This window comes from Bacteroides sp. LFL-34 (assembly GCF_027257075.1).
Lineage (GTDB): Bacteria > Bacteroidota > Bacteroidia > Bacteroidales > Bacteroidaceae > Bacteroides > Bacteroides ovatus.
Genome location: NZ_JAPQKZ010000026.1, coordinates 45445 through 68120, shown reverse-complemented (window position 1 = coordinate 68120; position 22676 = coordinate 45445). Strand labels below are relative to the sequence as shown.

General features: G+C 42.3%; 22 protein-coding genes. 11 read left to right on the top strand and 11 right to left on the bottom strand.

What is annotated here, in order from left to right; all coding sequences use genetic code 11:
* Positions 1-152: 152 nt before the first annotated feature.
* From N5O98_RS16090 to N5O98_RS16070, 5 genes are all read left to right on the top strand, one after another.
* Positions 153-896 carry a polyprenol monophosphomannose synthase gene (locus tag N5O98_RS16090; RefSeq protein WP_004306020.1) on the top strand — a complete coding sequence of 248 codons (744 nt, stop codon included), beginning with the start codon at positions 153-155 and terminating at the stop codon, positions 894-896.
* On the top strand, positions 893-2230 hold the full coding sequence (locus N5O98_RS16085) for a dihydroorotase (RefSeq protein ID WP_004312024.1): 1338 nt from the start codon (positions 893-895) through the stop codon (positions 2228-2230). Before N5O98_RS16090 ends, N5O98_RS16085 begins: the two co-directional genes overlap by 4 nt.
* Positions 2231-2255: 25 nt before the next feature.
* Positions 2256-3164 carry a vitamin B12 dependent-methionine synthase activation domain-containing protein gene (locus tag N5O98_RS16080; protein WP_004297356.1) on the top strand — a complete coding sequence of 303 codons (909 nt, stop codon included), beginning with the start codon at positions 2256-2258 and terminating at the stop codon, positions 3162-3164.
* 68 nt (positions 3165-3232) lie between these two features.
* Positions 3233-3745 (top strand): RNA polymerase sigma factor, encoded by a 513-nt coding sequence (locus N5O98_RS16075; protein WP_004297355.1) that lies wholly within the window; start codon positions 3233-3235, stop codon positions 3743-3745.
* 5 nt (positions 3746-3750) lie between these two features.
* Positions 3751-4326 (top strand): hypothetical protein, encoded by a 576-nt coding sequence (locus tag N5O98_RS16070; RefSeq protein WP_004297353.1) that lies wholly within the window; start codon positions 3751-3753, stop codon positions 4324-4326.
* A 45-nt stretch (positions 4327-4371) separates the two neighbouring features.
* Here N5O98_RS16070 and N5O98_RS16065 read toward each other — a convergent pair whose 3' ends face one another.
* Positions 4372-7239, bottom strand: coding sequence for an AAA family ATPase (locus N5O98_RS16065; protein ID WP_004312025.1), 2868 nt, complete (start codon positions 7237-7239; stop codon positions 4372-4374).
* Positions 7236-8489 (bottom strand): exonuclease SbcCD subunit D, encoded by a 1254-nt coding sequence (locus tag N5O98_RS16060; RefSeq protein WP_004297351.1) that lies wholly within the window; start codon positions 8487-8489, stop codon positions 7236-7238. Before N5O98_RS16060 ends, N5O98_RS16065 begins: the two co-directional genes overlap by 4 nt.
* Before the next feature lie 120 nt (positions 8490-8609).
* Here N5O98_RS16060 and N5O98_RS16055 point away from each other — a divergent pair, with 120 nt between their 5' ends.
* On the top strand, positions 8610-9368 hold the full coding sequence (locus N5O98_RS16055; RefSeq protein WP_004297350.1) for a lysophospholipid acyltransferase family protein: 759 nt from the start codon (positions 8610-8612) through the stop codon (positions 9366-9368).
* 98 nt (positions 9369-9466) lie between these two features.
* Here the strand turns inward: N5O98_RS16055 and N5O98_RS16050 are convergent, their stop codons facing one another.
* The 4 genes from N5O98_RS16050 to N5O98_RS16035 all read right to left on the bottom strand — a co-directional run bounded on the left by N5O98_RS16050 (position 9467) and on the right by N5O98_RS16035 (position 12641).
* Positions 9467-9943, bottom strand: coding sequence for a hypothetical protein (locus N5O98_RS16050; RefSeq protein WP_004312026.1), 477 nt, complete (start codon positions 9941-9943; stop codon positions 9467-9469).
* Between the two features lie 165 nt (positions 9944-10108).
* A complete protein-coding gene (locus N5O98_RS16045; RefSeq protein WP_004312027.1) occupies positions 10109-11458 on the bottom strand; it encodes a hypothetical protein in 1350 nt (449 codons plus the stop codon).
* On the bottom strand, positions 11433-11747 hold the full coding sequence (locus N5O98_RS16040) for a hypothetical protein (protein ID WP_004312028.1): 315 nt from the start codon (positions 11745-11747) through the stop codon (positions 11433-11435). Before N5O98_RS16040 ends, N5O98_RS16045 begins: the two co-directional genes overlap by 26 nt.
* Before the next feature lie 159 nt (positions 11748-11906).
* A complete protein-coding gene (locus N5O98_RS16035; RefSeq protein ID WP_004306014.1) occupies positions 11907-12641 on the bottom strand; it encodes a DUF4369 domain-containing protein in 735 nt (244 codons plus the stop codon).
* Positions 12642-12798: 157 nt separating this feature from the next.
* On the opposite strand from N5O98_RS16035, the gene N5O98_RS16030 reads away from it, so the two are divergent.
* From N5O98_RS16030 to N5O98_RS16020, 3 genes are read left to right on the top strand one after another with little or no spacing between them, the layout of a single operon-like run.
* Positions 12799-14043, top strand: a complete 1245-nt coding sequence (locus tag N5O98_RS16030) for an anaerobic sulfatase-maturation protein (protein WP_004297342.1) — start codon at positions 12799-12801, stop codon at positions 14041-14043.
* Positions 14044-14075: 32 nt separating this feature from the next.
* Positions 14076-16235 carry a S46 family peptidase gene (locus tag N5O98_RS16025; RefSeq protein WP_004306012.1) on the top strand — a complete coding sequence of 720 codons (2160 nt, stop codon included), beginning with the start codon at positions 14076-14078 and terminating at the stop codon, positions 16233-16235.
* Positions 16236-18392 carry a S46 family peptidase gene (locus N5O98_RS16020; RefSeq protein ID WP_118161392.1) on the top strand — a complete coding sequence of 719 codons (2157 nt, stop codon included), beginning with the start codon at positions 16236-16238 and terminating at the stop codon, positions 18390-18392.
* A gap of 86 nt (positions 18393-18478) precedes the next feature.
* Here the strand turns inward: N5O98_RS16020 and N5O98_RS16015 are convergent, their stop codons facing one another.
* Both N5O98_RS16015 and N5O98_RS16010 read right to left on the bottom strand, forming a co-directional pair.
* The gene (locus N5O98_RS16015) at positions 18479-18661 is read right to left on the bottom strand and encodes a type II toxin-antitoxin system HicB family antitoxin (RefSeq protein ID WP_004315952.1); all 183 of its coding nucleotides are present in this window, start codon (positions 18659-18661) and stop codon (positions 18479-18481) included.
* On the bottom strand, positions 18658-19785 hold the full coding sequence (locus N5O98_RS16010; protein ID WP_004315953.1) for a glycosyltransferase family protein: 1128 nt from the start codon (positions 19783-19785) through the stop codon (positions 18658-18660). The genes N5O98_RS16015 and N5O98_RS16010 overlap by 4 nt, the downstream gene beginning before the upstream one ends.
* A 169-nt stretch (positions 19786-19954) precedes the next feature.
* Here N5O98_RS16010 and trxA point away from each other — a divergent pair, with 169 nt between their 5' ends.
* Together trxA and N5O98_RS16000 are read left to right on the top strand one after the other, a co-directional pair.
* On the top strand, positions 19955-20254 hold the full coding sequence (trxA, locus tag N5O98_RS16005) for a thioredoxin (protein WP_049703087.1): 300 nt from the start codon (positions 19955-19957) through the stop codon (positions 20252-20254).
* Between the two features lie 17 nt (positions 20255-20271).
* The gene (locus N5O98_RS16000) at positions 20272-20736 is read left to right on the top strand and encodes a thioredoxin family protein (protein WP_004315955.1); all 465 of its coding nucleotides are present in this window, start codon (positions 20272-20274) and stop codon (positions 20734-20736) included.
* A gap of 144 nt (positions 20737-20880) precedes the next feature.
* Here the strand turns inward: N5O98_RS16000 and N5O98_RS15995 are convergent, their stop codons facing one another.
* The 3 genes from N5O98_RS15995 to N5O98_RS15985 form a co-directional block, all read right to left on the bottom strand.
* Positions 20881-21516 (bottom strand): SagB/ThcOx family dehydrogenase, encoded by a 636-nt coding sequence (locus N5O98_RS15995; RefSeq protein WP_074909034.1) that lies wholly within the window; start codon positions 21514-21516, stop codon positions 20881-20883.
* Between the two features lie 94 nt (positions 21517-21610).
* The gene (locus tag N5O98_RS15990; RefSeq protein WP_004297333.1) at positions 21611-22171 is read right to left on the bottom strand and encodes an NADH peroxidase; all 561 of its coding nucleotides are present in this window, start codon (positions 22169-22171) and stop codon (positions 21611-21613) included.
* A gap of 22 nt (positions 22172-22193) precedes the next feature.
* Complete coding sequence (locus N5O98_RS15985) at positions 22194-22622, bottom strand: Fur family transcriptional regulator (RefSeq protein ID WP_004315958.1); 429 nt, start codon at positions 22620-22622, stop codon at positions 22194-22196.
* Positions 22623-22676 lie beyond the last annotated feature (54 nt).

The following is a 22676-nucleotide window of genomic DNA, read 5'->3' as shown; positions in this document are numbered from 1 at the left end:
ATTGGGAGTATGCACCCAAAGAACAGAAGTATTATAATAAGGTATCTGCCGTCTTATTCCGCATGGGGCATGAAACACGTTAAATTTTCCTTAGTTCAGCTATAACTAAAGGAAAAAGAACTACTTTTGTTTCTAAATTTTATAGTATCTATATGCAGACATCGGATAGCATTGTAATTATCCCCACCTATAATGAACGGGAGAACATAGAAAATATCATCCGTGCCGTTTTCGGCCTTCCCCAAGTATTCCATATTCTGGTCATAGAAGACGGCTCTCCGGACGGAACGGCAGCCATCGTAAGAAAACTGCAACAAGAATTTCCCGAACAGCTTTTCATGATAGAACGTAAAGGAAAACTGGGACTGGGTACTGCCTACATTACTGGATTTAAATGGGCACTGGAACACGCATACGAGTATATTTTTGAAATGGATGCAGACTTCAGTCATAATCCGAATGATTTACCCCGTTTGTATCAGGCTTGTTCGGAACAAGGAGGAGATGTATCCATCGGTTCCCGTTATGTCAGCGGAGTGAATGTAGTGAATTGGCCGATGGGACGGGTATTGATGTCATACTTTGCCTCTAAATATGTGCGGTTTATCACCGGAATACCTGTACATGACACCACTGCCGGATTTGTTTGCTACCGCCGCCAGGTGTTGGAAACAATCGATTTAGATCATATTCGCTTCAAAGGATATGCCTTTCAGATTGAAATGAAATTCACTGCTTACAAGTGTGGTTTCAAAATTATCGAGGTTCCCGTTATCTTCATTAATCGTGAATTAGGGACTTCTAAAATGAATAGCAGCATCTTTGGAGAAGCCATATTTGGTGTGATAAAATTAAAAGTAAATAGTTGGTTCCATAAATTCCCACAAAAGAAATGAAACGTACACTGATTCAAAACGCCGTTGTTGTCAACGAAGGAAGAAAAGTTCTGGGTTCAGTAGTAATCGAGAATGAAAAGATAGCCGAAATATTGGTTGGCGGAGAAAACGCAACTGCCCCCTGCGACGAGATAATAGACGCAACCGGGTGTTATCTTTTGCCGGGTGCCATCGACGAACATGTGCATTTCCGCGATCCCGGACTGACTCATAAGGCAGATATCACCACAGAAAGTCGTGCTGCGGCAGCAGGAGGTGTCACCTCTATCATGGATATGCCCAATACCAATCCGCAAACTACCACATTGGAGGCTTTGGAGGAAAAATTTGTTCTGTTGGGTGAAAAGTCAGCAGTCAACTATTCCTGCTATTTCGGAGCAACGAATAATAACTATACCCAGTTTGCACAACTGGATAAACACCGGGTTTGTGGAGTGAAGTTATTTATGGGTTCAAGCACCGGCAATATGCTGGTAGACCGGATGGCCAGTCTGCGTAATATATTCGGTGGAACCGATCTGCTCATCGCTGCTCATTGCGAAGATCAGGGAATTATCAAAGAAAACACGGATAAATATAAGAAAGAATACGGAGACGACGTACCTTTGGCTCTTCATCCGCTCCTTCGTTCGGAAGAAGCTTGCTATCGTTCATCCGAACTGGCAGTGCAGTTGGCACGTGAGACAAACGCCCGCCTGCACATCATGCATATTTCCACAGCTAAAGAGTTGAGCCTGTTTTCTAATGTACCTTTGGTACAAAAAAAGATCACGGCAGAAGCCTGTGTTTCTCATCTGCTCTTTACGGAAGAGGACTACCAGACACTGGGTGCCCGCATCAAATGCAACCCTGCCATTAAGACAGCGCAAGACCGGAAAGCTTTGCGAGAGGCTGTCAATAGCGGTTTGATTGATGCTATTGCCACAGATCATGCCCCACATTTACTTAGCGAAAAAGAAGGCGGTGCCTTAAAAGCAATGTCCGGAATGCCGATGATTCAGTTCTCACTCGTCAGCATGTTGGAGTTGACAGAAAAAGGAGTGTTTACTATCGAAAAAGTAGTAGAAAAGATGGCTCATGCTCCTGCGCAGATGTATGAGATACAAAACAGAGGATTCATTCGCAAAGGCTATCAGGCTGACCTGGTATTAGTCCGTCCCGGAAGCGAATGGACTGTAACAACCGATTGTATTCTAAGCAAATGTAAATGGAGCCCATTAGAGGGACACACATTCGACTGGAAAGTAGAGAAAACATTTGTAAACGGACATCTGTTATATAACAACGGAGAAATAGACGAGACTTATCGCGGACAGGAATTAAGATTCAGATAAACAGCAGCTCGCCTTCAACAAGCCTATGAGTACCATTTTATCTTATAAAATACATACAGTCACTCCCTACATCAACTGGATTTACTTTTTCCATGCATGGGGGTTCCAGCCACGTTTTGCAGCCATCGCCAACATTCACGGATGTGATGCCTGCCGTGCTTCGTGGCTGACAACTTTCCCGGAAGAAGAACGTAATAAAGCTTCCGAAGCAATGCAGCTATTCAAAGAGGCCAACCGGATGCTCGATCTGCTTGACCGGGATTATGAAGTAAAGACCATCTTCAAGCTTTGCAAGGCAAACTCTGACGGGGATAACCTGATTATTGAGAAAGAAAAAGACCGGTTCATCACTTTTCCTTTACTGCGCCAGCAAACGCCGAAAAGAGACGGTAGTCCTTTTCTTTGTCTAAGTGACTTTATCCGCCCGATCTCTTCCGGCATCCCGGATACCATCGGTGCTTTTGCCTCTTCCATTGATGCGGACATGGAAGGATTGTACGAACAGGACCCTTATAAACACCTGCTTGTCCAAACCCTCTCCGACCGACTGGCAGAAGCAGCAACAGAAAAGATGCATGAATATGTGCGCAAAGAAGCGTGGGGATATGCCAAAGACGAGAATTTAGGCATAGCGGACTTACTGGTCGAAAAGTATCAGGGCATTCGTCCTGCTGTCGGCTACCCGTCTTTACCGGATCAATCTGTCAACTTCCTGCTGGATGAACTGTTGGACATGAAGCAGATAGGCATTTCGCTGACCGAAAACGGAGCTATGTACCCGCACGCTTCTGTTTGCGGGCTTATGTTCTCACACCCGGCTTCCGAATACTTCTCCGTCGGAAAGATTGGAGAAGACCAATTGGAAGATTATGCCCGCCGTCGGGGAAAAAGTATCGAAGAAATGTGTAAGTTTCTGGCAGCTAATCTCCAATAGTCCTTATTCCCCTGTGATTTTTCTCCTTTTCTCACGACTAACTAACCAGAAAAGTAATCATAGATTCCATGAGAGAACAAACAGCAGAGGTTAGCGCCCCTATTGAACAAGAGTTTTTGTCGGTGATCCGCGAATATGAACGGGTGATCTACAAGGTATGCTATCTGTATGCCAATCCCAATGCTCCTCTCAATGATCTGTATCAGGATGTGGTATTGAACCTTTGGAAAGCCTATCCCAAATTCAGAAAAGAATGTAAGGTTTCCACCTGGATTTACCGTATTGCCCTCAACACCTGTATCAGCTTCTATCGTAAAGAAAAGAATGTGCCGGAAATAGTCAGCCTCACCAGAGATACCGACTGGGCCATAGAAGCACACGACCCGATCAACGAAATGTTGAAACAGCTTTATCAGATGATTAACCAACTGGGACAACTCGACAAATCAATTATCCTGCTTTATCTCGAAGACAAAAGTTACGAGGAAATAGCAGAAATCACCGGACTGACGGTTACCAATGTAGCGACCAAACTAAGTCGCATCAAAGACAAACTTAAAAGAATGAAAAAGGAGGAATAAGATATATGGAACTGGAAGAACTTAAAAAATCTTGGAATGCCCTGGATGAACACTTGAAAGACAAAGAGTTCATCAAAGAAGAAGAGCTTGAAAAGCTGATAAGGCATGCGGACAAAGGTATCCATGCCATTGCCAGACTGAACATCAAGCTTATTCTGATTTCTCTGCCGATACTGATCTTATTTTTAGCGGAGGTACTGTTGCACAACAGATTGAACCCGATCTATATCATTATCATTTTCGCATGGATTCCTGCCCTTTGCTGGGATATCGTCACCACCCGTTTCCTCCAACGGACACAAATAGACGAGATGCCTTTGGTAGAAGTAATCAGCCGCGTGAACCGTATCCATCGATGGACCATCAGGGAACGATTGATTGCTATTGCCTTTCTCCTGGTCCTGGCTATACTTTCATTTATCTACTGGCAAGTGTGGCAATATGGAATGGGGATGATCGCTTTCTTCATCCTGTTATGGGGCGGAGGACTGGGATTGATCTTATGGATTTACCGCAAGAAGTTCTTAAATCGTATCCACGAAATCAAAAAGAATTTAAGCGAACTGAACGAATTAATGTAAAAGAATCCAACCTGAATAATTCATACTAAGTAGTAAGGAGTGTGCTTACCCCACCACGGTAAGCACACTTTTTCCATTCACTTTCTTATGTACCTGCACCTGAACAGAAATCCGTTCACTCATCTCCTGCACATGAGAGATTACTCCTATTTTCCGCCCCTGCATCTGTAATTGTTCCAATGCTTCCATCGCTGTACGCAAACTTTCCGCATCCAAAGAGCCGAAACCTTCATCAATAAAAAGAGATTCAACTTTCAGATTATTACTTGACAAGGAAGACAAACCTAAAGCCAGTGCCAAAGAAATCAGGAACGATTCACCTCCTGAAAGAGAGTACACGGTCCGTATTTCATCACACATATCGCAATCTATTACCTGAAGTGCCAACGTATCGGGTACCTGTTGCAGCTTATAGCGTTTAGAGAGATAGGATAAATGTTGATTGGCATGAAGCAGCAACAAATTCAAAGTATAACTTTGAGCAATCACTTTAAATTTCGCTCCATCCGCACTGCCAATCAGTTTATTCAATTTTGCCCAACGTTCGGCAACAGTTTGTTTCTCTGCCAGTTCCTTCGCAATCTGTTCCACAGTCAGTTTATTCTTTGCTTGTTGTAGCAGGCGGGCTTCCATAGTAGAAAGGGCACGTTCTATATTCAGGTTTTCTTCCTGTTGCTTCTTTATTATTTCGGGAAGCAGTTCGGGAGACTCTATCTTTTTATACTGTTCCTGCAACTCTCCTATAGCTAGTGCAATTTGCTTCATCTCTCCTTGCAAACCGGAAAGCCGGTTGTGTACCGCCTCTACTTCTTTACGTGCTTTCTCCAAAGCGAGATTCAGTTCTTTCTCTCTTTTTGCTACGGCAGCTTCCGCTTCATCCGCACTTTTTCCTTTCAATAGCTGCGAACGTTCCTGACGAAGCACATTCAGCGCTTTCTCTATCACTTCAAATCTCTTTAGTTCGGCCGAAGCAGCATTCTGTAAGATTACCAGCTGTTCTTTGGCAGACGATACTTTCTGCATAGCCAAACGACAGAGAGAAACATTCTCACGGAGGGCTTCACAATGTGCACGCATCTTTTTAATTTCTTCATCGCTGCGCTGCCATTCTGCATAAAGATTGCGATATTCCAAAATACGTATTGCCAGTTCCGCCAAACGGTGTTGTATTTGCTCTTCGTTTCCGGCTTCAATCCCTGCTTTATATAATGCTGCCAACTGTTCCGCGATCTGTCCGTCCACCGTTTTTTGATGCGCCAAATCACGTTGCAGAGCAATGCTCCGGTTATTCATCTGCTGATAGTTGGTTGATGCTACATTATACTCCTGCTCTATACTCCGGAAAAGAGTATCTACCACCTCCTGTTCCTGATGATAAGGATGCGCTGTGCTACCGCAAACCGGACAAGCCTCCCCTTCCTGTAATTGCCGGCGCAATGCTTTCACGTCTTTTCCCACTGCCATACGTGCATTTTCGTAAAGACGTTGAGTAACTTTCAATGCGGTTTCTTGCTCCGTCAATTGTTTCAGACAATTGGCCACTTCTTTCTCCAGTCTTTCTATTTCCGTCTTTGCTTTCGTCTGCGTTTCCGTTAATTGCCGGATATTCTGCTGACGAGTCAACTCTTTTTGCAACTTCACCTGTTCTTCGGCCAATAACGGATATCCGAAAGAATTTAAGCGCAACAAACGTTCCTCATTCGTACTGGTAGCGGCAACCAGTTTACTTTCTTCTTGCCGTAGAATCTCTTCCACCTGTTCAAGTTGCAGTGCTTCTTCTATCCCTACATGGCTTAATAAGCGGTTCAGAGAAGAATAAGACACCTGTAATTGTTCCGCAGCCACTCGCATTTTTTGTTCCTGCTCCGCCACCTGCCTGTTAGCCGCTTGTAAAATCTGCTGCGACTGTATATAGCTGCTTTGTTGAGACTGTATCTGTACATCCAATTGACGTGCTTTCTTCAAGTCCGGCTGTATGGCCTCCCATTGTGCCTTAAAATGCACCAATCCTTCCTCTTGGGAAGCCAATGCACCCTGCAGAACTTTCTCCCTAGCCTGTTCCTCCTGTTCTTCCTGCTGCTTTTTCTTACAAAGTTCTTCCTGTATTTTTAATGAACGAACCACATTCAGTTGTTCATTCTGTTCTGCCAGCAGTTTAATCCCTGCCGCACGCTTTTCAGTCGATAGTTCTTTCTCTTTTTGCAGAGCAAGCAGCTCTTCTTCCGGCATCAATTCGATCACATTCATCCGATTCTGAATCAAGGTCACCTCTTCTTGTGCCGCCTTATTCCGGGCATAGACCTCTTGAGAAATCCGGGAATACACACCGGTTCCTGTCAACTTCTCCAGTAATTCTGCTTTTGCCGCCCCTTTTGATTTCAGAAATGTAGCAAAATCATTTTGTGCCAATAATACTGTACGGGTGAACTGTTCATACGTCAGGCCAACCAACTCCACCAACTGAATCAACAACTCTTTCTTGGTACCTTGAAATTCTTTCTCCGTATCCAGTTCTTTCACTTCCAGCGTTTGTGACTGCAAAGAACCGTTTATCTTGTTTCTTGTCCGCCTCACCGACCAACGAGAACGGTAACGCCGTCCGTCAATACCTAAAAAATCGACTTCCGCATAACCATCACTTGTCCCCCGGCGCAGCAAATTTCTAACATCAGACTGATTAATCTGATTGTCTCCCACATCTGCCAGGTTCACATTTTCCACTGAAGTAGCAAAGCGGGGAGCCTTATCATACAATGCCAGGCATAAGGCATCTAATAAAGTAGACTTACCTGCACCGGTAGGTCCTGAAATGGCAAAGATACCTGCAGAATGTAATGGTTCTGCCATAAAATCCACTTCTACCGTTCCTTCTATCGAGGTCAGATTCTTCAATCGTATAGCTAGTATTTTCATTCTTCTTCCTCCTCTTCTTTACGGGTAGCAGCCAAATAGGCCTCTTCAAACAAACCTGTCAGTTCTACAGGCATTTCCACCTGATAAATCTTCTCAAAGGCAGACTGTGCAATCTGCAAGGGAGACATTTCCTGCAACCCCCTCTTCCAGTTTTCATTTTCTTTCGTCGTATTTCCAGTTTCAGTGCGATAGGTAGAAACAATACGCGCCAACCGATAGTTTTTATCTGCCAGTGCATCTTCAATCTCCTGCCGAAGCATGGGTTCCGGTTCCTCCAACAATACCTTTACTTCCAGATATGGGGCTACGGCTTCTGTCTCGGGTAGTTCCTTCAAGGCTTCCAAGACGGCTTCCGGTGAAACAGGTTCTCCGTTCGGGACACTCAACAAAGGTATTAATTTCGGGCATTCCAACCGTTCAATGTCCACCGCACAACCTCCGTCGAAAGTCACCATCACGACTCCATGATGATAATGTTTCTCGGCAAAAGACATCGGAATGGGACTTCCGGCATACCGCACATTCTCTCTTCCGGACACTCGCTGCGCTTTATGTATATGTCCCAATGCCGTATAAGCTATCTGTTCGGAAAAAGTTTCCGGAGATACGCACTCCAGCCCACCAATCACGGTACGCTCGCTATAATCCTTCTCTGCAATTTCCGATCCTGTAGCCTGCAAATGACCGATGGCAAGAATCGCCTGATTCTCCGTCCTTCGCTTCCATAGCCTTTGCAAAAGTTGTGCATAAAGTTCGCGAACTCCCTCCGCATACGGATTGCCTTCCGTTTGCACGGCCGGATAATCTCCCTGACGCAGAAAAGGAACTGCCATGCAAAGCAATTCCACTTCCCCTTTCCGGTTCTTCAGTTCCACAGTCAAATGGTCATAATCGATTTCTCCGCCTTCGAGCTTGCGAACTACCCCTCTGACTTCCGTCCGCATAGCTTGCAACAGAGGCAAAGGAGCCTCCAGGCGTGCTGCCGAATCATGATTGCCGGCAACAATGACAATCTGCAAATACGGATTCTCTGCTGTCACCCGATAAATAAACTGATAATACATGCTTTGGGATGCTGCGGAAGGGTTGGAAACATCAAAAACATCTCCGGCTATAATCAATGCATCAATCTCTTTCTGACGAATTTCTTCTGCCAGCCAATTCAGGAATACTCCATGTTCTTCCGTGCGATCATAACCAAAAAAGGTTTGTCCCAGATGCCAGTCGGCAGTATGTAATATACGTATCATAATTTTGTAACTATCTCTAATAACAAGAGGCAAAAATAACACAATCAAAAAGATTATATCACATCTGCCTCTCTTTTTTACCAATAATCATGTATATTTGCAGGATAAAAATCCAACCCTATGAAGATACTGTATTATATTTATCAGATTTGCATCGCTTTGCCTATTTTATTAGTGTTGACCATCCTCACGGCAATCGTCACTATTGTAGGTTCTCTCTTGGGAGGAGCCCACATCTGGGGATATTATCCGGGGAAGATTTGGTCACAATTAATTTGTCTGTTTCTATTGATTCCCGTGAAGATTGAGGGACGTGAAAAGTTGCATGACAAGACTTCCTATATTTTCGTACCTAACCATCAGGGTTCATTTGATATTTTCCTTATTTACGGCTTCATCGGAAGAAACTTTAAGTGGATGATGAAAAAAAGCCTGCGCAAACTGCCGTTTGTAGGAAAAGCCTGTGAAAGTGCAGGACATATCTTTGTAGACAGATCTGGTCCTAAAAAAGTATTGGAAACAATCCGGCAGGCAAAAGACTCATTGAAAGACGGGGTTTCTCTCGTAGTCTTTCCTGAAGGAGCGCGTACATTTACAGGACACATGGGATACTTTAAGAAAGGCGCTTTCCAGTTGGCTGATGATTTACAGTTGGCGGTTGTACCCGTCACCATTGACGGCTCATTCGAGATTCTGCCACGCACAGGCAAATGGATACACCGTCATCGCATGATTCTGACTATTCACGAGCCTATTCCTCCCAAAGGGAAAGGAATGGAAAATATCAAGGCAACCATGGCAGAGGCCTACGCTGCGGTTGAAAGCGCCCTGCCGGAACAATACAAGGGAATGGTGAAAAACGAAGATCAAGACCGATAGTCAGTACATAATCTTATATAAATATGGGGATGCTCACGCACCCCCATATTCCTAACCAGTTTTATGCATCAAACTATTAAATTAAGAAATTCAGATATTTAGATGTTTTGCAAGGTTATGGTTTGGTTTGACATCATTTGTAATTCTTGAAAAGTCAAATTAAAACTTTTATAAATTTCCTTTTCTAAATTCTCTAATGAGAAAGATTCATTTCTGACACCATTAATCTTCCCTCTAAACCGATTGTTATAATGCTTGCGGAATGTATCCGGAGTAACCAGACCTCCCAAGCCATAATCACCCACTACAATCACCGGCTTTCGGTGCAATACCCCTTCGTAAGCGGTAATCCCCGCACCAATAATCAAGTCGGCTTCTTCAATCAGTTTACCGATCTCACTCTCGGAGGATATATAATCCACCTGATACTCTGAATATTTACTTAATAGAATTCCTATCCGTAACCTGGTGCGAGAATTTGCTATTCCGACAACAATGCTGGCTTTTTGTTCTATTAACTGCAATTCGTCACCTCTCAAAGAAGAGGCGGCAGATAATTCATTAGGATTTTTCATATAGCTATTTGGTTTTTGTTGTGTCAAAAGTACAGCATGCATCCGAAAACACAAAAAAAGTCACCCGGACAAAATCAGTGCGCCTGATTTTTCGTAAGCACTTACATTTCAATCAAATACAGATTAGCGTTCTATTAATGACCCGGACAATTCATTTTTTATTTATCAAAAATCCCTTAAAAACACATTCAAATCTTCTTGTGGAGAAATGCCTAATCGACCTTTCAGCCTTCCTTTTGCTTTGGTAACAGAATCGGAAGAGGTCTGAAAAATACGCGCCAGTTCTTCATTGGTCAGTCCAAATTTAAGAAAGCAACAGATCTCAAGATCATGTTTAGTTAATAAAGGAGTTTTGTCAAGCAACCGGGTAACGTAATTAGAATAGAGAAAATCAAACAGGCTAAACAATTTATAGCGTTCTCCATTAGACAATTTACCTCTTAATGTTCCCTCTTTGATAGCAAGCAGCAGACGAAAAGCGGATATGTACTGTTCAGAAGAGGGTCCGACAGTTAATTCTCCTCCCAGTTCTTTCAACAGTCCCGATAAGGTTTTGTTCTGCATACTTAGAAGTACAATCTTTCCATTCAACTCGCCTACCTTCATTCGATTTTCTTCCAGTATGCGGTTCTCTTCCAGTACTTGATCTTTCAACTCCTGGATTTCTTCCATCTCCTGCTGGTATCGCTTTATCTCCTCTTCATTATCTCTAATCTGGGATTCGATTTCGGCAATCTTCTTCCTGTGATTTTTACTTTTGTAGTAGTAATAACACATATAGAAGGCCACAATCAGGAAAATAACCGTACCGCAAAATATAAAAACTGTACGGTCCACTTTCAGTTGTAGATTATCATTCCGGAGTTTCTCGTTCTCGTACTGCTTTTGCAGTTCTGTTATCAACTCCTGCGAATCGACTTCATCCAATACATTCACGATAGAGTCCGCTTTTTCATGGTAGATAATCGCTTCTTCAAAATTATCAATATCTTTTTCAAGAAAGTATAAATTGTTATATGCGTCAATACGGGTATATTCTTTAGAAGAATTGATACTCATCTTAAAATATTTCCGGGCATTCTCTGCATCGCCCATCTGTATATACAAATAGCCGAGAGACATACACTCCACGTATTTCCTTTCTTCATCCGTTTCTTTTTCATAAGCTGCAAGAAAATAGCGTTCTGACTTTTTCAGTTCTCCCATGGAACGGTACAGTATCCCCAACTCATGTAAAATGGAAACTTCAGACGGATATTGCTTTTCCCTGGCTAGTTCTAAAGCGTAAGTATAATAGAAATAGCAGCTATCCCATTTATTCTGAAACAAATAAGCCCGGCCTATATTTTGCCCGGCTCTGACAAGACTCAAAGAATCTTTCAACTCTTCATAGATCGTATATGACTCCCGAAAATTCTTCAACGACTCCTGATACAATTTCTTTTTCCGGTTAATCATCCCTATCTCATCAGTAGCCATTGCAAACATCTTACAACATTGAATATTCCCGAACATTTCCTTTTGCCGAAGATAAAAACGTCAAAGCCTCTTCATCTTTGCCCAATTCACGCAGCACTCTTCCATAATAATACTGCGCTTTAGCACGCGTAACAGAGTCACCACGCTCTACAGTATAGTAATTCAGCGCCAGTGCAATCAATGAGTCAGAAGTAAACTTCACATAGTTCTGATCCATCGCCTGCGTCAATAAAAGTGCATAATCCGCCTGCAACTTTCCACGCAATTTTTCAGTATGAGGTATTGACTTTAATAGATACAGAGCTGTATCCGGAAGAGATTCCATGCACATTTCAATCCTCTGGAATGCCGCATCAGGGACCTCCGAATCTCTATGACAAGAAACCGATAAGACTAAAATAAAAAAGAAAGCGGCGTATACCGAAACAGTAGTCGTTTTCACTTTACTTGAGTTTTGTGCAAAAATACACAAAAAACTCAAGTATTACTTATTTGTTGAAGCATTTTGTTCCAATCGTTGATGTTCTTCTATCAACTTCATGTTTTCTCTTGCTTTAGACAGAAACTCTCTAACCAGCTTATTATCTTTAAAAGAATAAGGAGCATCCTTGATTATATCATCAATCTGCGGAGTCATAATGGGATAGGGCAAAGAGCTGCAGAGCATCATAAACACACTGGGTCCCAGCACATTTTCGTAATTATCGGAGATGAACGTTTTCACATACTGATTCATCGCTTTCATCAGTGAGTCTCCTTCCACCACCAACTGACCGTGAATCTCATCCAGATCGCCTCCATCCAGTACCATACGGGTTTCCTTCTGCTCCAGTTCACCAATGCTTTCTTCCAATTGGTTTCTTTTGCTGATAAACTCGTACAGTGCATTATTTAAAGATGTTCCGACTGCCTTGAGGTCCGTATTGCTAATGGTAACAGTTATCTTCCCACTTTCCAACACAATCGGCATAATGCTTTCTTCATCCATATAAAGTGTCACCATCTGTACGGAATCTATTTTCCCTTTCATTGAGAACAGACCATGCACTACTTCAGCTGAATCCAGCTTCACCCACTCTCCATCACGAAGGGACTTAAGATACAACATCTTTCCATCCAGACTATTCACTGAAGAGGTTCCTTCAATCTTGTACTTACTGGTGCAGGAAGCCAAAAACGGAAGCAAAAGCAAAAAAGGCAAAATTTTATTCACGTTCATCTATTCATTAAATTCTGGGTACAAAGGTACAACTGATTCAGAATTCAAAGAAACATTTTATCAATATTTAAATCTTGTAAGACTCTTTTCTTTAATAATCCTTATAAACATAGGTATAAGGCTATTTTTTTCATTTAGTTTATCTAATTTTGCGGTCATGAAAACATCAACATTTGCCCCTTTTGCCAAACCGCTTTATGTAATGGTAAAGCCTGTAGGTGCCGTATGTAATCTAGCATGCGATTATTGCTACTATTTGGAAAAGGCCAACCTATACAAAGACAATCTGAAACACGTAATGAGCGATGAACTTCTGGAAAAGTTTATCGACGAGTACATTAACTCACAAACCATGCCGCAGGTGCTTTTCACCTGGCACGGAGGAGAAACGCTGATGCGACCGCTCTCCTTCTATAAAAAGGCGATGGAACTACAAAAAAAGTATGCCCGAGGACGAACGATCGACAACTGCATCCAAACCAACGGAACCATGCTCACCGACGAATGGTGCGAGTTCTTCCGTGAAAATAATTGGCTGGTAGGAGTCTCTATCGATGGTCCCCAGGAGTTTCATGACGAGTATCGCAAAAATAAAATGGGAAAACCCTCTTTTGTGAAAGTGATGCAAGGCATCAATCTTTTGAAAAAACATGGGGTGGAATGGAATGCGATGGCAGTTATTAATGACTTCAATGCCGACTATCCACTAGACTTTTATCGTTTCTTCAAAGAAATCGGTTGTCAGTATATCCAGTTCGCTCCTATCGTTGAACGTATTCTCTCACATGAGGACGGTCGTCACCTCGCTTCTCTTGCAGAAAATAAAGCCGGAACCCTTGCCGATTTTTCGATCACTCCGGAGCAATGGGGCAACTTCCTTTGTGCTCTTTTCGACGAATGGGTGAAAGAAGATGTAGGCAAGTACTATGTACAAATATTCGATTCGACTCTGGCGAACTGGATGGGCGAACAGCCTGGTATATGCACAATGGCAAAGACCTGCGGTCATGCCGGTGTGATGGAATTCAACGGAGATGTTTATTCGTGCGACCATTTTGTATTTCCCGAATATAAATTAGGTAACATTTATAGTAAAACTCTGGTGGAAATGATGCATAGCGAGCGTCAGCACAATTTCGGGAACATGAAATATCAGTCTCTCCCTACTCAATGCAAGGAATGTGAGTTCCTGTTTGCCTGCAACGGAGAATGCCCGAAAAATCGTTTCAGCCAAACGGCAGAAGGCGAACCGGGATTGAATTACTTATGCAAAGGCTATTACCAGTTCTTTAAGCATGTAGCTCCTTATATGGACTTTATGAAAAACGAACTGATGAATCAACGTCCGCCTGCTAATATCATGGAAGCACTGAAGAACGGAGATTTGAAAATTGAATACTAACCAATCATATATTTTAATTTTATCATTAAATAATGAACAGACTAAGACTTTATCTATTAGCGCTGGCTGCGCTTTTTGTATGTTCCGTTAAAGCGGATGAGGGTATGTGGCTATTGCAACTGATGCAACAGCAACACTCCATAGACATGATGAAAAAACAAGGATTAAAACTGGAAGCACAGGACCTATATAATCCGAATGGAATTTCTCTTAAAGATGCCGTAGGTATATTCGGAGGCGGATGTACCGGAGAAATTATCTCACCCGAAGGTTTGATTCTGACCAATCACCATTGTGGCTACGCCTCCATCCAGCAACATAGTAGTGTTGAGCACGATTATCTGACTGATGGTTTCTGGGCTACTTCCAGAGACAAAGAACTCCCTACTCCGGGATTGCAATTCACATTTATCGAACGTATCGAAGATATTACGGATATTGTCAATGCCAAGATCGCGGCGAAAGAAATCACCGAATCCGAATCATTCAGCAATATATTCCTTCAAAAGCTGGCTCATGATCTTTATTTTAAAAGTGACCTGGCAGACAAAAAGGGAATTGTTCCGCAAGCTCTTCCGTTCTATGCCGGAAATAAATTCTATCTTTTCTACAAGAAAATATATCCGGATGTACGTATGGTAGCCGCTCCACCCTCTTCTATCGGTAAGTTTGGTGGTGAAACAGACAACTGGATGTGGCCGCGTCATACCGGTGACTTTTCCATGTTCCGTATTTATGCAGATGCAAATGGTGAACCTGCAGAATACAGCGAGAGCAACGTCCCACTGAAAACCAAGAAACATTTGTCTATCTCTATCAAAGGATTGAAAGAAGGAGATTATGCAATGATTATGGGATTCCCCGGAAGTACGAGCCGCTACCTGACTGTATCAGAAGTAAAAGAACGTATGGAATCGGAAAACGATCCACGTATCCGTATTCGTGGTGCACGTTTGGCTGTCCTGAAAGAGGTAATGAATGCCAGTGACAAAATCCGTATTCAATATGCTAACAAGTATGCGGGTTCCAGCAACTATTGGAAAAACTCCATCGGCATGAATAAGGCCATCATCGATAATGATGTATTGGGAACAAAAGCTGCACAAGAAGCCAAATTCGCAGAGTTTGCAAAAGCACAAAACAATGCTGAATATGCAGCGGTAGTGAAGAACATTGATGACCTGGTAGCTAAGACAACTCCTCTCAACTATCAGTACACCTGTTTGAGAGAGACTTTCTTCGGAGCTATCGAATTTGGCAATGTGATGTTGACTAAAACACGCGAAGCATTACTTGAGAAAAACGATTCTGTAATCGAAGCACGCATGAAAGCCTTGGAAAGCACTTACGAAAGCATCCATAACAAAGATTACGATCATGAAGTAGACCGCAAGGTAGCGAAAGCCTTGTTCCCCTTATATGCTGAAATGATTCCGGCAAACCAACGTCCTTCTATTTATAAGGTTATTGAGCAGAAATATAAAGGCGATTATAACAAATTCGTTGATGATATGTATGACAACTCTATTTTTGCCAACCGGGCAAACTTCGAGAAGTTTACAAAGAAGCCTTCAGTGAAAGCGATTGACAATGATCTGGCACTACAATACTGCCAGTCTAAATACGACTTGATGGATACACTGGCTTCCCAGCTCAAGGATATGGATCAGGAACTAGCTTTGCTGCACAAAACTTATATCCGTGGTCTAGGTGAAATGAAGTTGCCTGTACCTTCTTATCCGGATGCAAACTTTACCATTCGTCTGACCTATGGTAACGTGAAACCTTATGATCCGAAAGACGGCGTACACTACAACTACTATACGACCACTAAAGGTATTCTTGAAAAAGAAAATCCGGAAGACCGTGAATTCGTTGTACCTGCCAAACTGAAAGAACTGATCGAAAAGAAAGATTATGGCCGCTATGCTTTGCCAAATGGTGATATGCCTGTCTGCTTCCTGTCGACCAACGACATCACCGGTGGTAACTCCGGCAGCCCGGTACTGAATGAAAACGGAGAACTGATCGGTTGCGCTTTTGATGGCAACTGGGAATCATTAAGCGGTGACATCAACTTCGACAACAACCTACAACGTTGTATTAACCTGGATATCCGTTATGTCCTGTTCATTCTGGAAAAGTTAGGAAACTGCGGACACCTAATCAATGAAATGACAATCGTAGAATAAATGAGAAAACAAATCCTATTTGTCCTATTTTCACTGGCAACTCTTAGCATCCACGCCGACGAAGGCATGTGGATGCTAACCGATCTGAAAGCACAGAACGCTGTTGCCATGCGCGAACTTGGTCTCGAAATTCCGATAGAGGAAGTATACAACGCAAATGGCCTTTCTCTAAAAGACGCTGTTGTACACTTCGGAGGAGGATGTACGGGAGAAGTTATCTCTTCCGAAGGACTGGTACTGACTAACCATCACTGTGGTTATGGAGCTATCCAGCAACATAGTAATGTAGAACATGACTATCTGACAGATGGTTTCTGGGCTATGAACCGTGATGCGGAACTCCCTACTCCGGGATTGACCGTCACTTTTATCGACCGGATTCTCGATGTGACGGATTACGTCAACGAACAACTGAAAAAAGATCCGGACCCGGATGGTGTTAATTATCTATCTCCAAGTTATCTTGGCAACGTAGCAGAACGTTTTGCCAAAGCCGAGAATATAGAAATAACTCCTGCAACAAAGTTGGAGCTCAAGGCTTTTTATGGAGGAAACAAATATTATCTGTTCATCAAAACAGTATACAGTGATATTCGTATGGTAGGGGCTCCTCCTTCTTCCATCGGTAAATTCGGAGCTGATACCGACAACTGGATGTGGCCTCGTCACACAGGCGACTTTTCTCTCTTCCGTATTTACGCGGACAAGAATGGAAAACCGGCAGAATATTCTAAAGACAACGTTCCTCTGCAAGTGAAAAAACATCTGAAGATCAGCCTCGCCGGAGTTCAGGAAGGAGATTTCACCTTTGTCATGGGATTCCCCGGACGTAACTGGCGGTATATGATTGCCGACGAAGTGGAAGAACGGATGCAAACGACCAATTTCATGCGCCAGCATGTACGCGGAGCCCGTCAGAAAGTACTCATGGAGCAAATGCTGAAAGATCCTGCCGTACGTATTCATTATGCAAGCAAATATGCTTCATCAGCCAACTACTGGAAGAATGCCATCGGTATGAATGAAGGACTGGTACGTCTCAACGTACTGGATACCAAACGTGCGCAACAAGAGGAATTATTAGCCCGTGGCCGTGAAAAAGGAGATGATTCATATCAGAAAGCTTTTGATGAGATTCGTTCTATTGTGGCTCATCGCCGTGACGCGATCTATCATCAGCAGGCTATCAATGAAGCATTGGTCACCGCCCTTGATTTTATGCGCATCCCTTCCACGATGGAATTGGTTGCCGCTCTAAAATCAAAAGATAAAGAGCAAATAAAAGAGGCGAAGCTAAAATTAAAGCAAGAAGCTGATAAGTATTTTGCTTCTGTCCCCTTCCCCGAAGTAGAACGGATGGTTGCCAAAGAGATGCTGAAAACTTATGCCAACTATATTCCGGAGGAACAACGAATCAACATCTTCGAAATCATCAATTCCCGCTTCAAGGGAAGTATCGATGCCTTCGTCGATGCATGCTTTGAACATTCTATTTTTGGCAATCCTAAAAACTTTGAAAAGTTTATCAAGAAACCAAGTTTGTATAAAATAGGATATGACTGGATGGTATTATTCAAATATTCTATTACCGACGGGATCTTGAAAACAGCCATTGCCATGAAAGAAGCAAATCAGAACTATGACGCTGCTCATAAAGTATGGGTGAAAGGCATGATGGATATGAGACAGGAAAAAGGTACACCTATTTATCCGGACGCCAATTCAACTTTACGTTTGACCTACGGCCAGGTACTTTCTTATGAACCCGCTGACGGTGTTGTGTATGATGCTCATACCACCCTCAAAGGTGTAATGGAGAAAGAAGATCAGGGTAACTGGGAATTTGTAGTGCCTCAAAAATTGAAAGAGCTGTATAAATCCCAGGATTATGGACGCTATGGTAAAAACGGTGAAATGCCCGTCTGCTTTATTGTAAACACCGACAATACAGGAGGAAATTCCGGTAGTCCGGTATTTAACAGCAAAGGTCAGTTGGTTGGAACTGCTTTCGACCGCAACTTTGAAGGCTTAACAGGAGACATTGCTTTCCGTCCTTCATCGCAGCGAGCCGCTTGTGTTGACATCCGCTATACCTTGTTTATCATCGATAAATACGCAGGAGCCTCTCATATCATCGACGAACTTAGCATTGAGTAAGTTGAGAGTTGAGAATTAAAAATTGAGAAATAAAAGTTATGCCATCTGGCATTATATTTCTCAATTTTTAATTCTCTATTTTCAATTTATATAAACTCTTCCACCATATACATCTCATCAATCATTTCATTCATTATATTCTGTAAATTCTGAATTGCTTCTTCCGGAGATTCTCCATAAGCGTTACAGTGCATATTTACAGTCAACCAGGCATAATAGCCACCATCCGATGCGCTTTCAAGCACATAATCTGTTCTGTTCAGTTTCATATTGGTAAATAATTATTAAATGTTGGTATTGAAGTTATTTCTGATTGTGAGGCTGCCAGTTTCTCCAGTTCCAGGATGATCCGACGTTCACAACTGCGAACCCAATAAATAAAGTGACGGTTCGGGGCATATTTCCCGACAAAACGGAGCAACGGTTGCAAGTCAAAGGAATCACTGATTATTCCTGCTCCCGCTTTCATTGCATCATACGCATTACAGTCCTGTTCAATATGTGCCGGGACCATCAACACTGGTTTTCCAAGATACATTGCTTCACAAATAGACTCGAAACCAGCCGTACTGGCATAAGCTCTGCAACCTGCCATAGCATTAAGAAACTTCACATCATCTATTTGATGGAAACTCAATGTTTCGTCCACCCGTATCACCTCCTCGGTATCCGATTTATCCCAGAAAAATGTTAGTGGGACTTCCGGATGCCTTGCATGAAAATGCTCCACGCTATCGGCAAACCCGGAATTGACCATATATCCGTGAATATAATTCCCCTCTTCCGGCCGGATAGCTGTCACTTCCTGACGAATCAAAGGAGGGACAGTTACTATCTGATTATTATCATCCTGCTCCATTTCCCGGAAAGATAAAGCCAGCTTCTTCGAGGATTTCAGAGCAGTCATCCGGGTAAAGAAACGCAACATCCATAACTGACACGAACTCTTATCCGGAAACTCGAAATCATGATGCAAAAACAAATACTGATGTCCAACGCAAATATACGGAACAGAGGGGCGGAAGAGTGCATAGGTAAGTCCGGTTAAAAGTTCGTAGAAGTTGATGACGACTTCCGCCCCTGTCTCCCTGATCCGCTGATTTATATAATACATACTACGGATATATTCCGGTAGTTTCAATAAATTGTATGCAAAGCTTTTCGTCAGATTTGCCCGCTTATTATCTGCTGTAGGCAGAAAGTTTGGACTAATGAAGCGCTTCACTGGTGCGTGAATGCTCCGATTGAAAAATCCCGGCAAGGTACGTGTCGAGCTTTTTCCCACCAAGACTTCCACTACTTCGTGTCCATTACGCAATAACATTTCTTCGAGGGTGATCGCCTGTGTAAAGTGCCCTCTCCCCTCACCTTGAACAATAAATAAGAATTTCATAGTTCTATTATTTTTCGATACGCAAAGTTCCCTCTTTCACATTACAAGATGATGACTCTACAATGACTATTCTATGAACAAAAACGACCTTTTTTCGTTATTATAATAAAATAGGATTTATATTTGCAGTCTTCAATGACTGTCATTTAACTCTAAGAAAGGAAAGATTATGGAAAAGTTTGAAGATTTAATACAGTCACCGGTACCGGTTTTAGTTGATTTCTTTGCAGAATGGTGCGGACCCTGTAAAGCTATGAAACCAGTTTTAGAAGAACTAAAATTAATTGTAGGAGATAAAGCACGTATTGCAAAGATAGATGTTGACCAGCATGAAGAACTGGCTACTAAATATCGCATACAAGCTGTCCCGACCTTTATATTATTTAAAAACGGAGAGGCTGTCTGGAGACATTCCGGCGTAATCCATAGCAGCGAGCTGCAAGGGGTTATTGAAAAGCATTATAGTTAAAAAGGTAAAGATAACAAATGAAGAAAGTATTAGTAATGGTAGCCCTTGTCATGGTAAGCGTGATTGTATACGCTTTCAATGACAGCGGGGAATCCAATCAAGGTAAAAAAGAGGTAACAGGTAACGGTGAAGTCGTCGTAATGGACAAAGATATGTTTCTGAAAGACGTCTTCGATTATGAGAAATCAAAGGAGTGGAAATACAAAGGCGACAAGCCCGCCATCATCGATTTATATGCAGACTGGTGCGGACCTTGCCGTCAGACAGCTCCTATCATGAAAGAACTGGCAAAGGAATATGCAGGGAAAATTGTCATCTACAAAGTTAACGTGGATAAACAAAAAGAACTGGCAGCTTTGTTTAATGCTACAAGTATTCCATTGTTTGTGTTCATTCCGATGAAAGGGGATCCACAGCTTTTCCGTGGAGCTGCTGATAAAGCAACTTACAAGAAAGCGATTGATGAATTTCTCTTGAAATAATGAAGAAAATATAGTGACGGTATCCGGTCAGGATAGTGACGCTATAACAAGCAAAGAGTGACGGTATCCGATAGAGATAGCGTCACTCTTTTTTATAGGCTTATAAATCTTCTTTATACGGCTTATAAGTCTTCCTGCGAATCCTTATTTGAAGTATCCTACAGGATGATTCATCATTGGCATCTGACTATCTTTCAATTTCAAAACTTTCTTTAGCTGCTCATTGTCCATCGAAGCACGTGGTACTGTTGCCAAGTTAGCAGCAGAACAAAAGATTGAAATATTTTGGGAAACAATACCGGCATCCATAGCCCCCATCAACTGACTGCGTGGACTTTTGGCATCGCCAAACCGCGAAAGATCGCTGATTAAAACCAATGATACCGGAGCTGTTTTCACAAACGCCTGACCACCAGCTACTGCACCACGATAATCTCCCGCAGCTATCAGTGTCAACTGATGATTTTTCGCATCATACAGATAACTTCCTTCAGGCAACACTACATATACATCCACATCCTGTTTATTCAACGCTGACGGAGCGGTTCTCATTCCGGATTCCTTACGGTTTATTCCATTAGCAGCCCACAACAAATCAGACAGATCAGCCAGGCTCAATGCTTTCGAAGCATATTCGCGAGTTGAATGTCGTTCAGACAATGCCTTCATCACCGCACCAGTGCGGTTTAAATTAGGCTTCGGCAATTTAATCACCTTATCAGCAGCAAAGGCAGCCGCTGAAAGCATTAAACAAACTAACAATAGTTGTACTTTTCTCATAACTGTGGTATTTAAAAATTGATAGACAAATATAAATAAAAAAGGTCTGTATTCGTTGTGGAATACAGACCTTTTAAGAGTTTATTAGGCTTAATTATTTCTTATCACCGAAATAACGGTTGTATAATCCTTCAAAACCTTTACCGTGACGAGCTTCGTCTTTGCACATTTCGTGTACAGTGTCATGGATAGCATCCAGGTTCAGAGCTTTAGCACGAGTTGCGATGCGTTTTTTGTCTTCGCAAGCACCTTGTTCAGCGTCTTTACGTTTCTGCAGGTTAGTTTTAGTATCCCATACGCAGTCACCCAACAGTTCTGCAAACTTAGCAGCATGTTCAGCTTCTTCCCAAGCGTAACGTTTGAAAGCTTCAGCTACTTCAGGATAACCTTCGCGGTCTGCCTGACGGCTCATGGCCAAATACATACCAACTTCAGTACATTCTCCCATGAAGTGATTGTTCAGGTCCTTAATCATTTCTTCGTCACAACCTTTTGCAACACCGATAACGTGTTCGTCAGCAAAAGACAATGCGCCACCTTCTACTTCAACAACTTCTACGAACTTGCTAGCAGGAGCTTTACACAATGGACATTTCTCAGGAGCTGCGTCACCTTCATGAACGTAACCGCATACAGTACATCTAAATTTCTTCATTTTCTTCTCAATTTTAAATTAATTAGTCAATACGTGTTTCTTTATCTTTACTTAAGCAATTCTTGCAAATACCTTTATAATAATAATGAACTTCCGATACCTGATGACCATCCATTTCCAGATTTTCCACTTGTTTAATCGCTTCCGGACATTTCAAATCATAAATATGTCCGCAACGTTTACAAAGGAAATGGGAATGTACAGAAGTATCCGCATCAAAATTTGTATTCTTTTCGTCAATCGTAAGCATTAATGCCGCACCCTGTTCGGAAAACAATTTCAAAGTATTATAAACCGTTGTCTTTGAAAGTGTCGGCATTGAAGGAGACAATGCTGTGTAAATATCATCAGCCGACGGATGAATCGGATGCTCCATCAAATATTCCATGATAGCGATGCGTTGCATGGAAGGCTTGATATTATGCTCTAATAATCGATCGTATGGTTTCATTATCTTCCTTTCTTTTCAAAGTTGTATTCATTACAATTATAAATCCAATGCAAA

Bases quoted from the DNA above. Each gene is read 5' to 3' on its own strand.
- N5O98_RS16090 (WP_004306020.1), top strand. From the start codon at position 153: ATGCAGACATCGGATAGCATTGTAATTATCCCCACCTATAATGAACGG.
- N5O98_RS16085 (WP_004312024.1), top strand. From the start codon at position 893: ATGAAACGTACACTGATTCAAAACGCCGTTGTTGTCAACGAAGGAAGA.
- N5O98_RS16080 (WP_004297356.1), top strand. From the start codon at position 2,256: ATGAGTACCATTTTATCTTATAAAATACATACAGTCACTCCCTACATC.
- N5O98_RS16075 (WP_004297355.1), top strand. From the start codon at position 3,233: ATGAGAGAACAAACAGCAGAGGTTAGCGCCCCTATTGAACAAGAGTTT.
- N5O98_RS16070 (WP_004297353.1), top strand. From the start codon at position 3,751: ATGGAACTGGAAGAACTTAAAAAATCTTGGAATGCCCTGGATGAACAC.
- N5O98_RS16065 (WP_004312025.1), bottom strand. From the start codon at position 7,239: ATGAAAATACTAGCTATACGATTGAAGAATCTGACCTCGATAGAAGGA.
- N5O98_RS16060 (WP_004297351.1), bottom strand. From the start codon at position 8,489: ATGATACGTATATTACATACTGCCGACTGGCATCTGGGACAAACCTTT.
- N5O98_RS16055 (WP_004297350.1), top strand. From the start codon at position 8,610: ATGAAGATACTGTATTATATTTATCAGATTTGCATCGCTTTGCCTATT.
- N5O98_RS16050 (WP_004312026.1), bottom strand. From the start codon at position 9,943: ATGAAAAATCCTAATGAATTATCTGCCGCCTCTTCTTTGAGAGGTGAC.
- N5O98_RS16045 (WP_004312027.1), bottom strand. From the start codon at position 11,458: ATGTTCGGGAATATTCAATGTTGTAAGATGTTTGCAATGGCTACTGAT.
- N5O98_RS16040 (WP_004312028.1), bottom strand. From the start codon at position 11,747: ATGGAATCTCTTCCGGATACAGCTCTGTATCTATTAAAGTCAATACCT.
- N5O98_RS16035 (WP_004306014.1), bottom strand. From the start codon at position 12,641: ATGAACGTGAATAAAATTTTGCCTTTTTTGCTTTTGCTTCCGTTTTTG.
- N5O98_RS16030 (WP_004297342.1), top strand. From the start codon at position 12,799: ATGAAAACATCAACATTTGCCCCTTTTGCCAAACCGCTTTATGTAATG.
- N5O98_RS16025 (WP_004306012.1), top strand. From the start codon at position 14,076: ATGAACAGACTAAGACTTTATCTATTAGCGCTGGCTGCGCTTTTTGTA.
- N5O98_RS16020 (WP_118161392.1), top strand. From the start codon at position 16,236: ATGAGAAAACAAATCCTATTTGTCCTATTTTCACTGGCAACTCTTAGC.
- N5O98_RS16015 (WP_004315952.1), bottom strand. From the start codon at position 18,661: ATGAAACTGAACAGAACAGATTATGTGCTTGAAAGCGCATCGGATGGT.
- N5O98_RS16010 (WP_004315953.1), bottom strand. From the start codon at position 19,785: ATGAAATTCTTATTTATTGTTCAAGGTGAGGGGAGAGGGCACTTTACA.
- trxA (WP_049703087.1), top strand. From the start codon at position 19,955: ATGGAAAAGTTTGAAGATTTAATACAGTCACCGGTACCGGTTTTAGTT.
- N5O98_RS16000 (WP_004315955.1), top strand. From the start codon at position 20,272: ATGAAGAAAGTATTAGTAATGGTAGCCCTTGTCATGGTAAGCGTGATT.
- N5O98_RS15995 (WP_074909034.1), bottom strand. From the start codon at position 21,516: ATGAGAAAAGTACAACTATTGTTAGTTTGTTTAATGCTTTCAGCGGCT.
- N5O98_RS15990 (WP_004297333.1), bottom strand. From the start codon at position 22,171: ATGAAGAAATTTAGATGTACTGTATGCGGTTACGTTCATGAAGGTGAC.
- N5O98_RS15985 (WP_004315958.1), bottom strand. From the start codon at position 22,622: ATGAAACCATACGATCGATTATTAGAGCATAATATCAAGCCTTCCATG.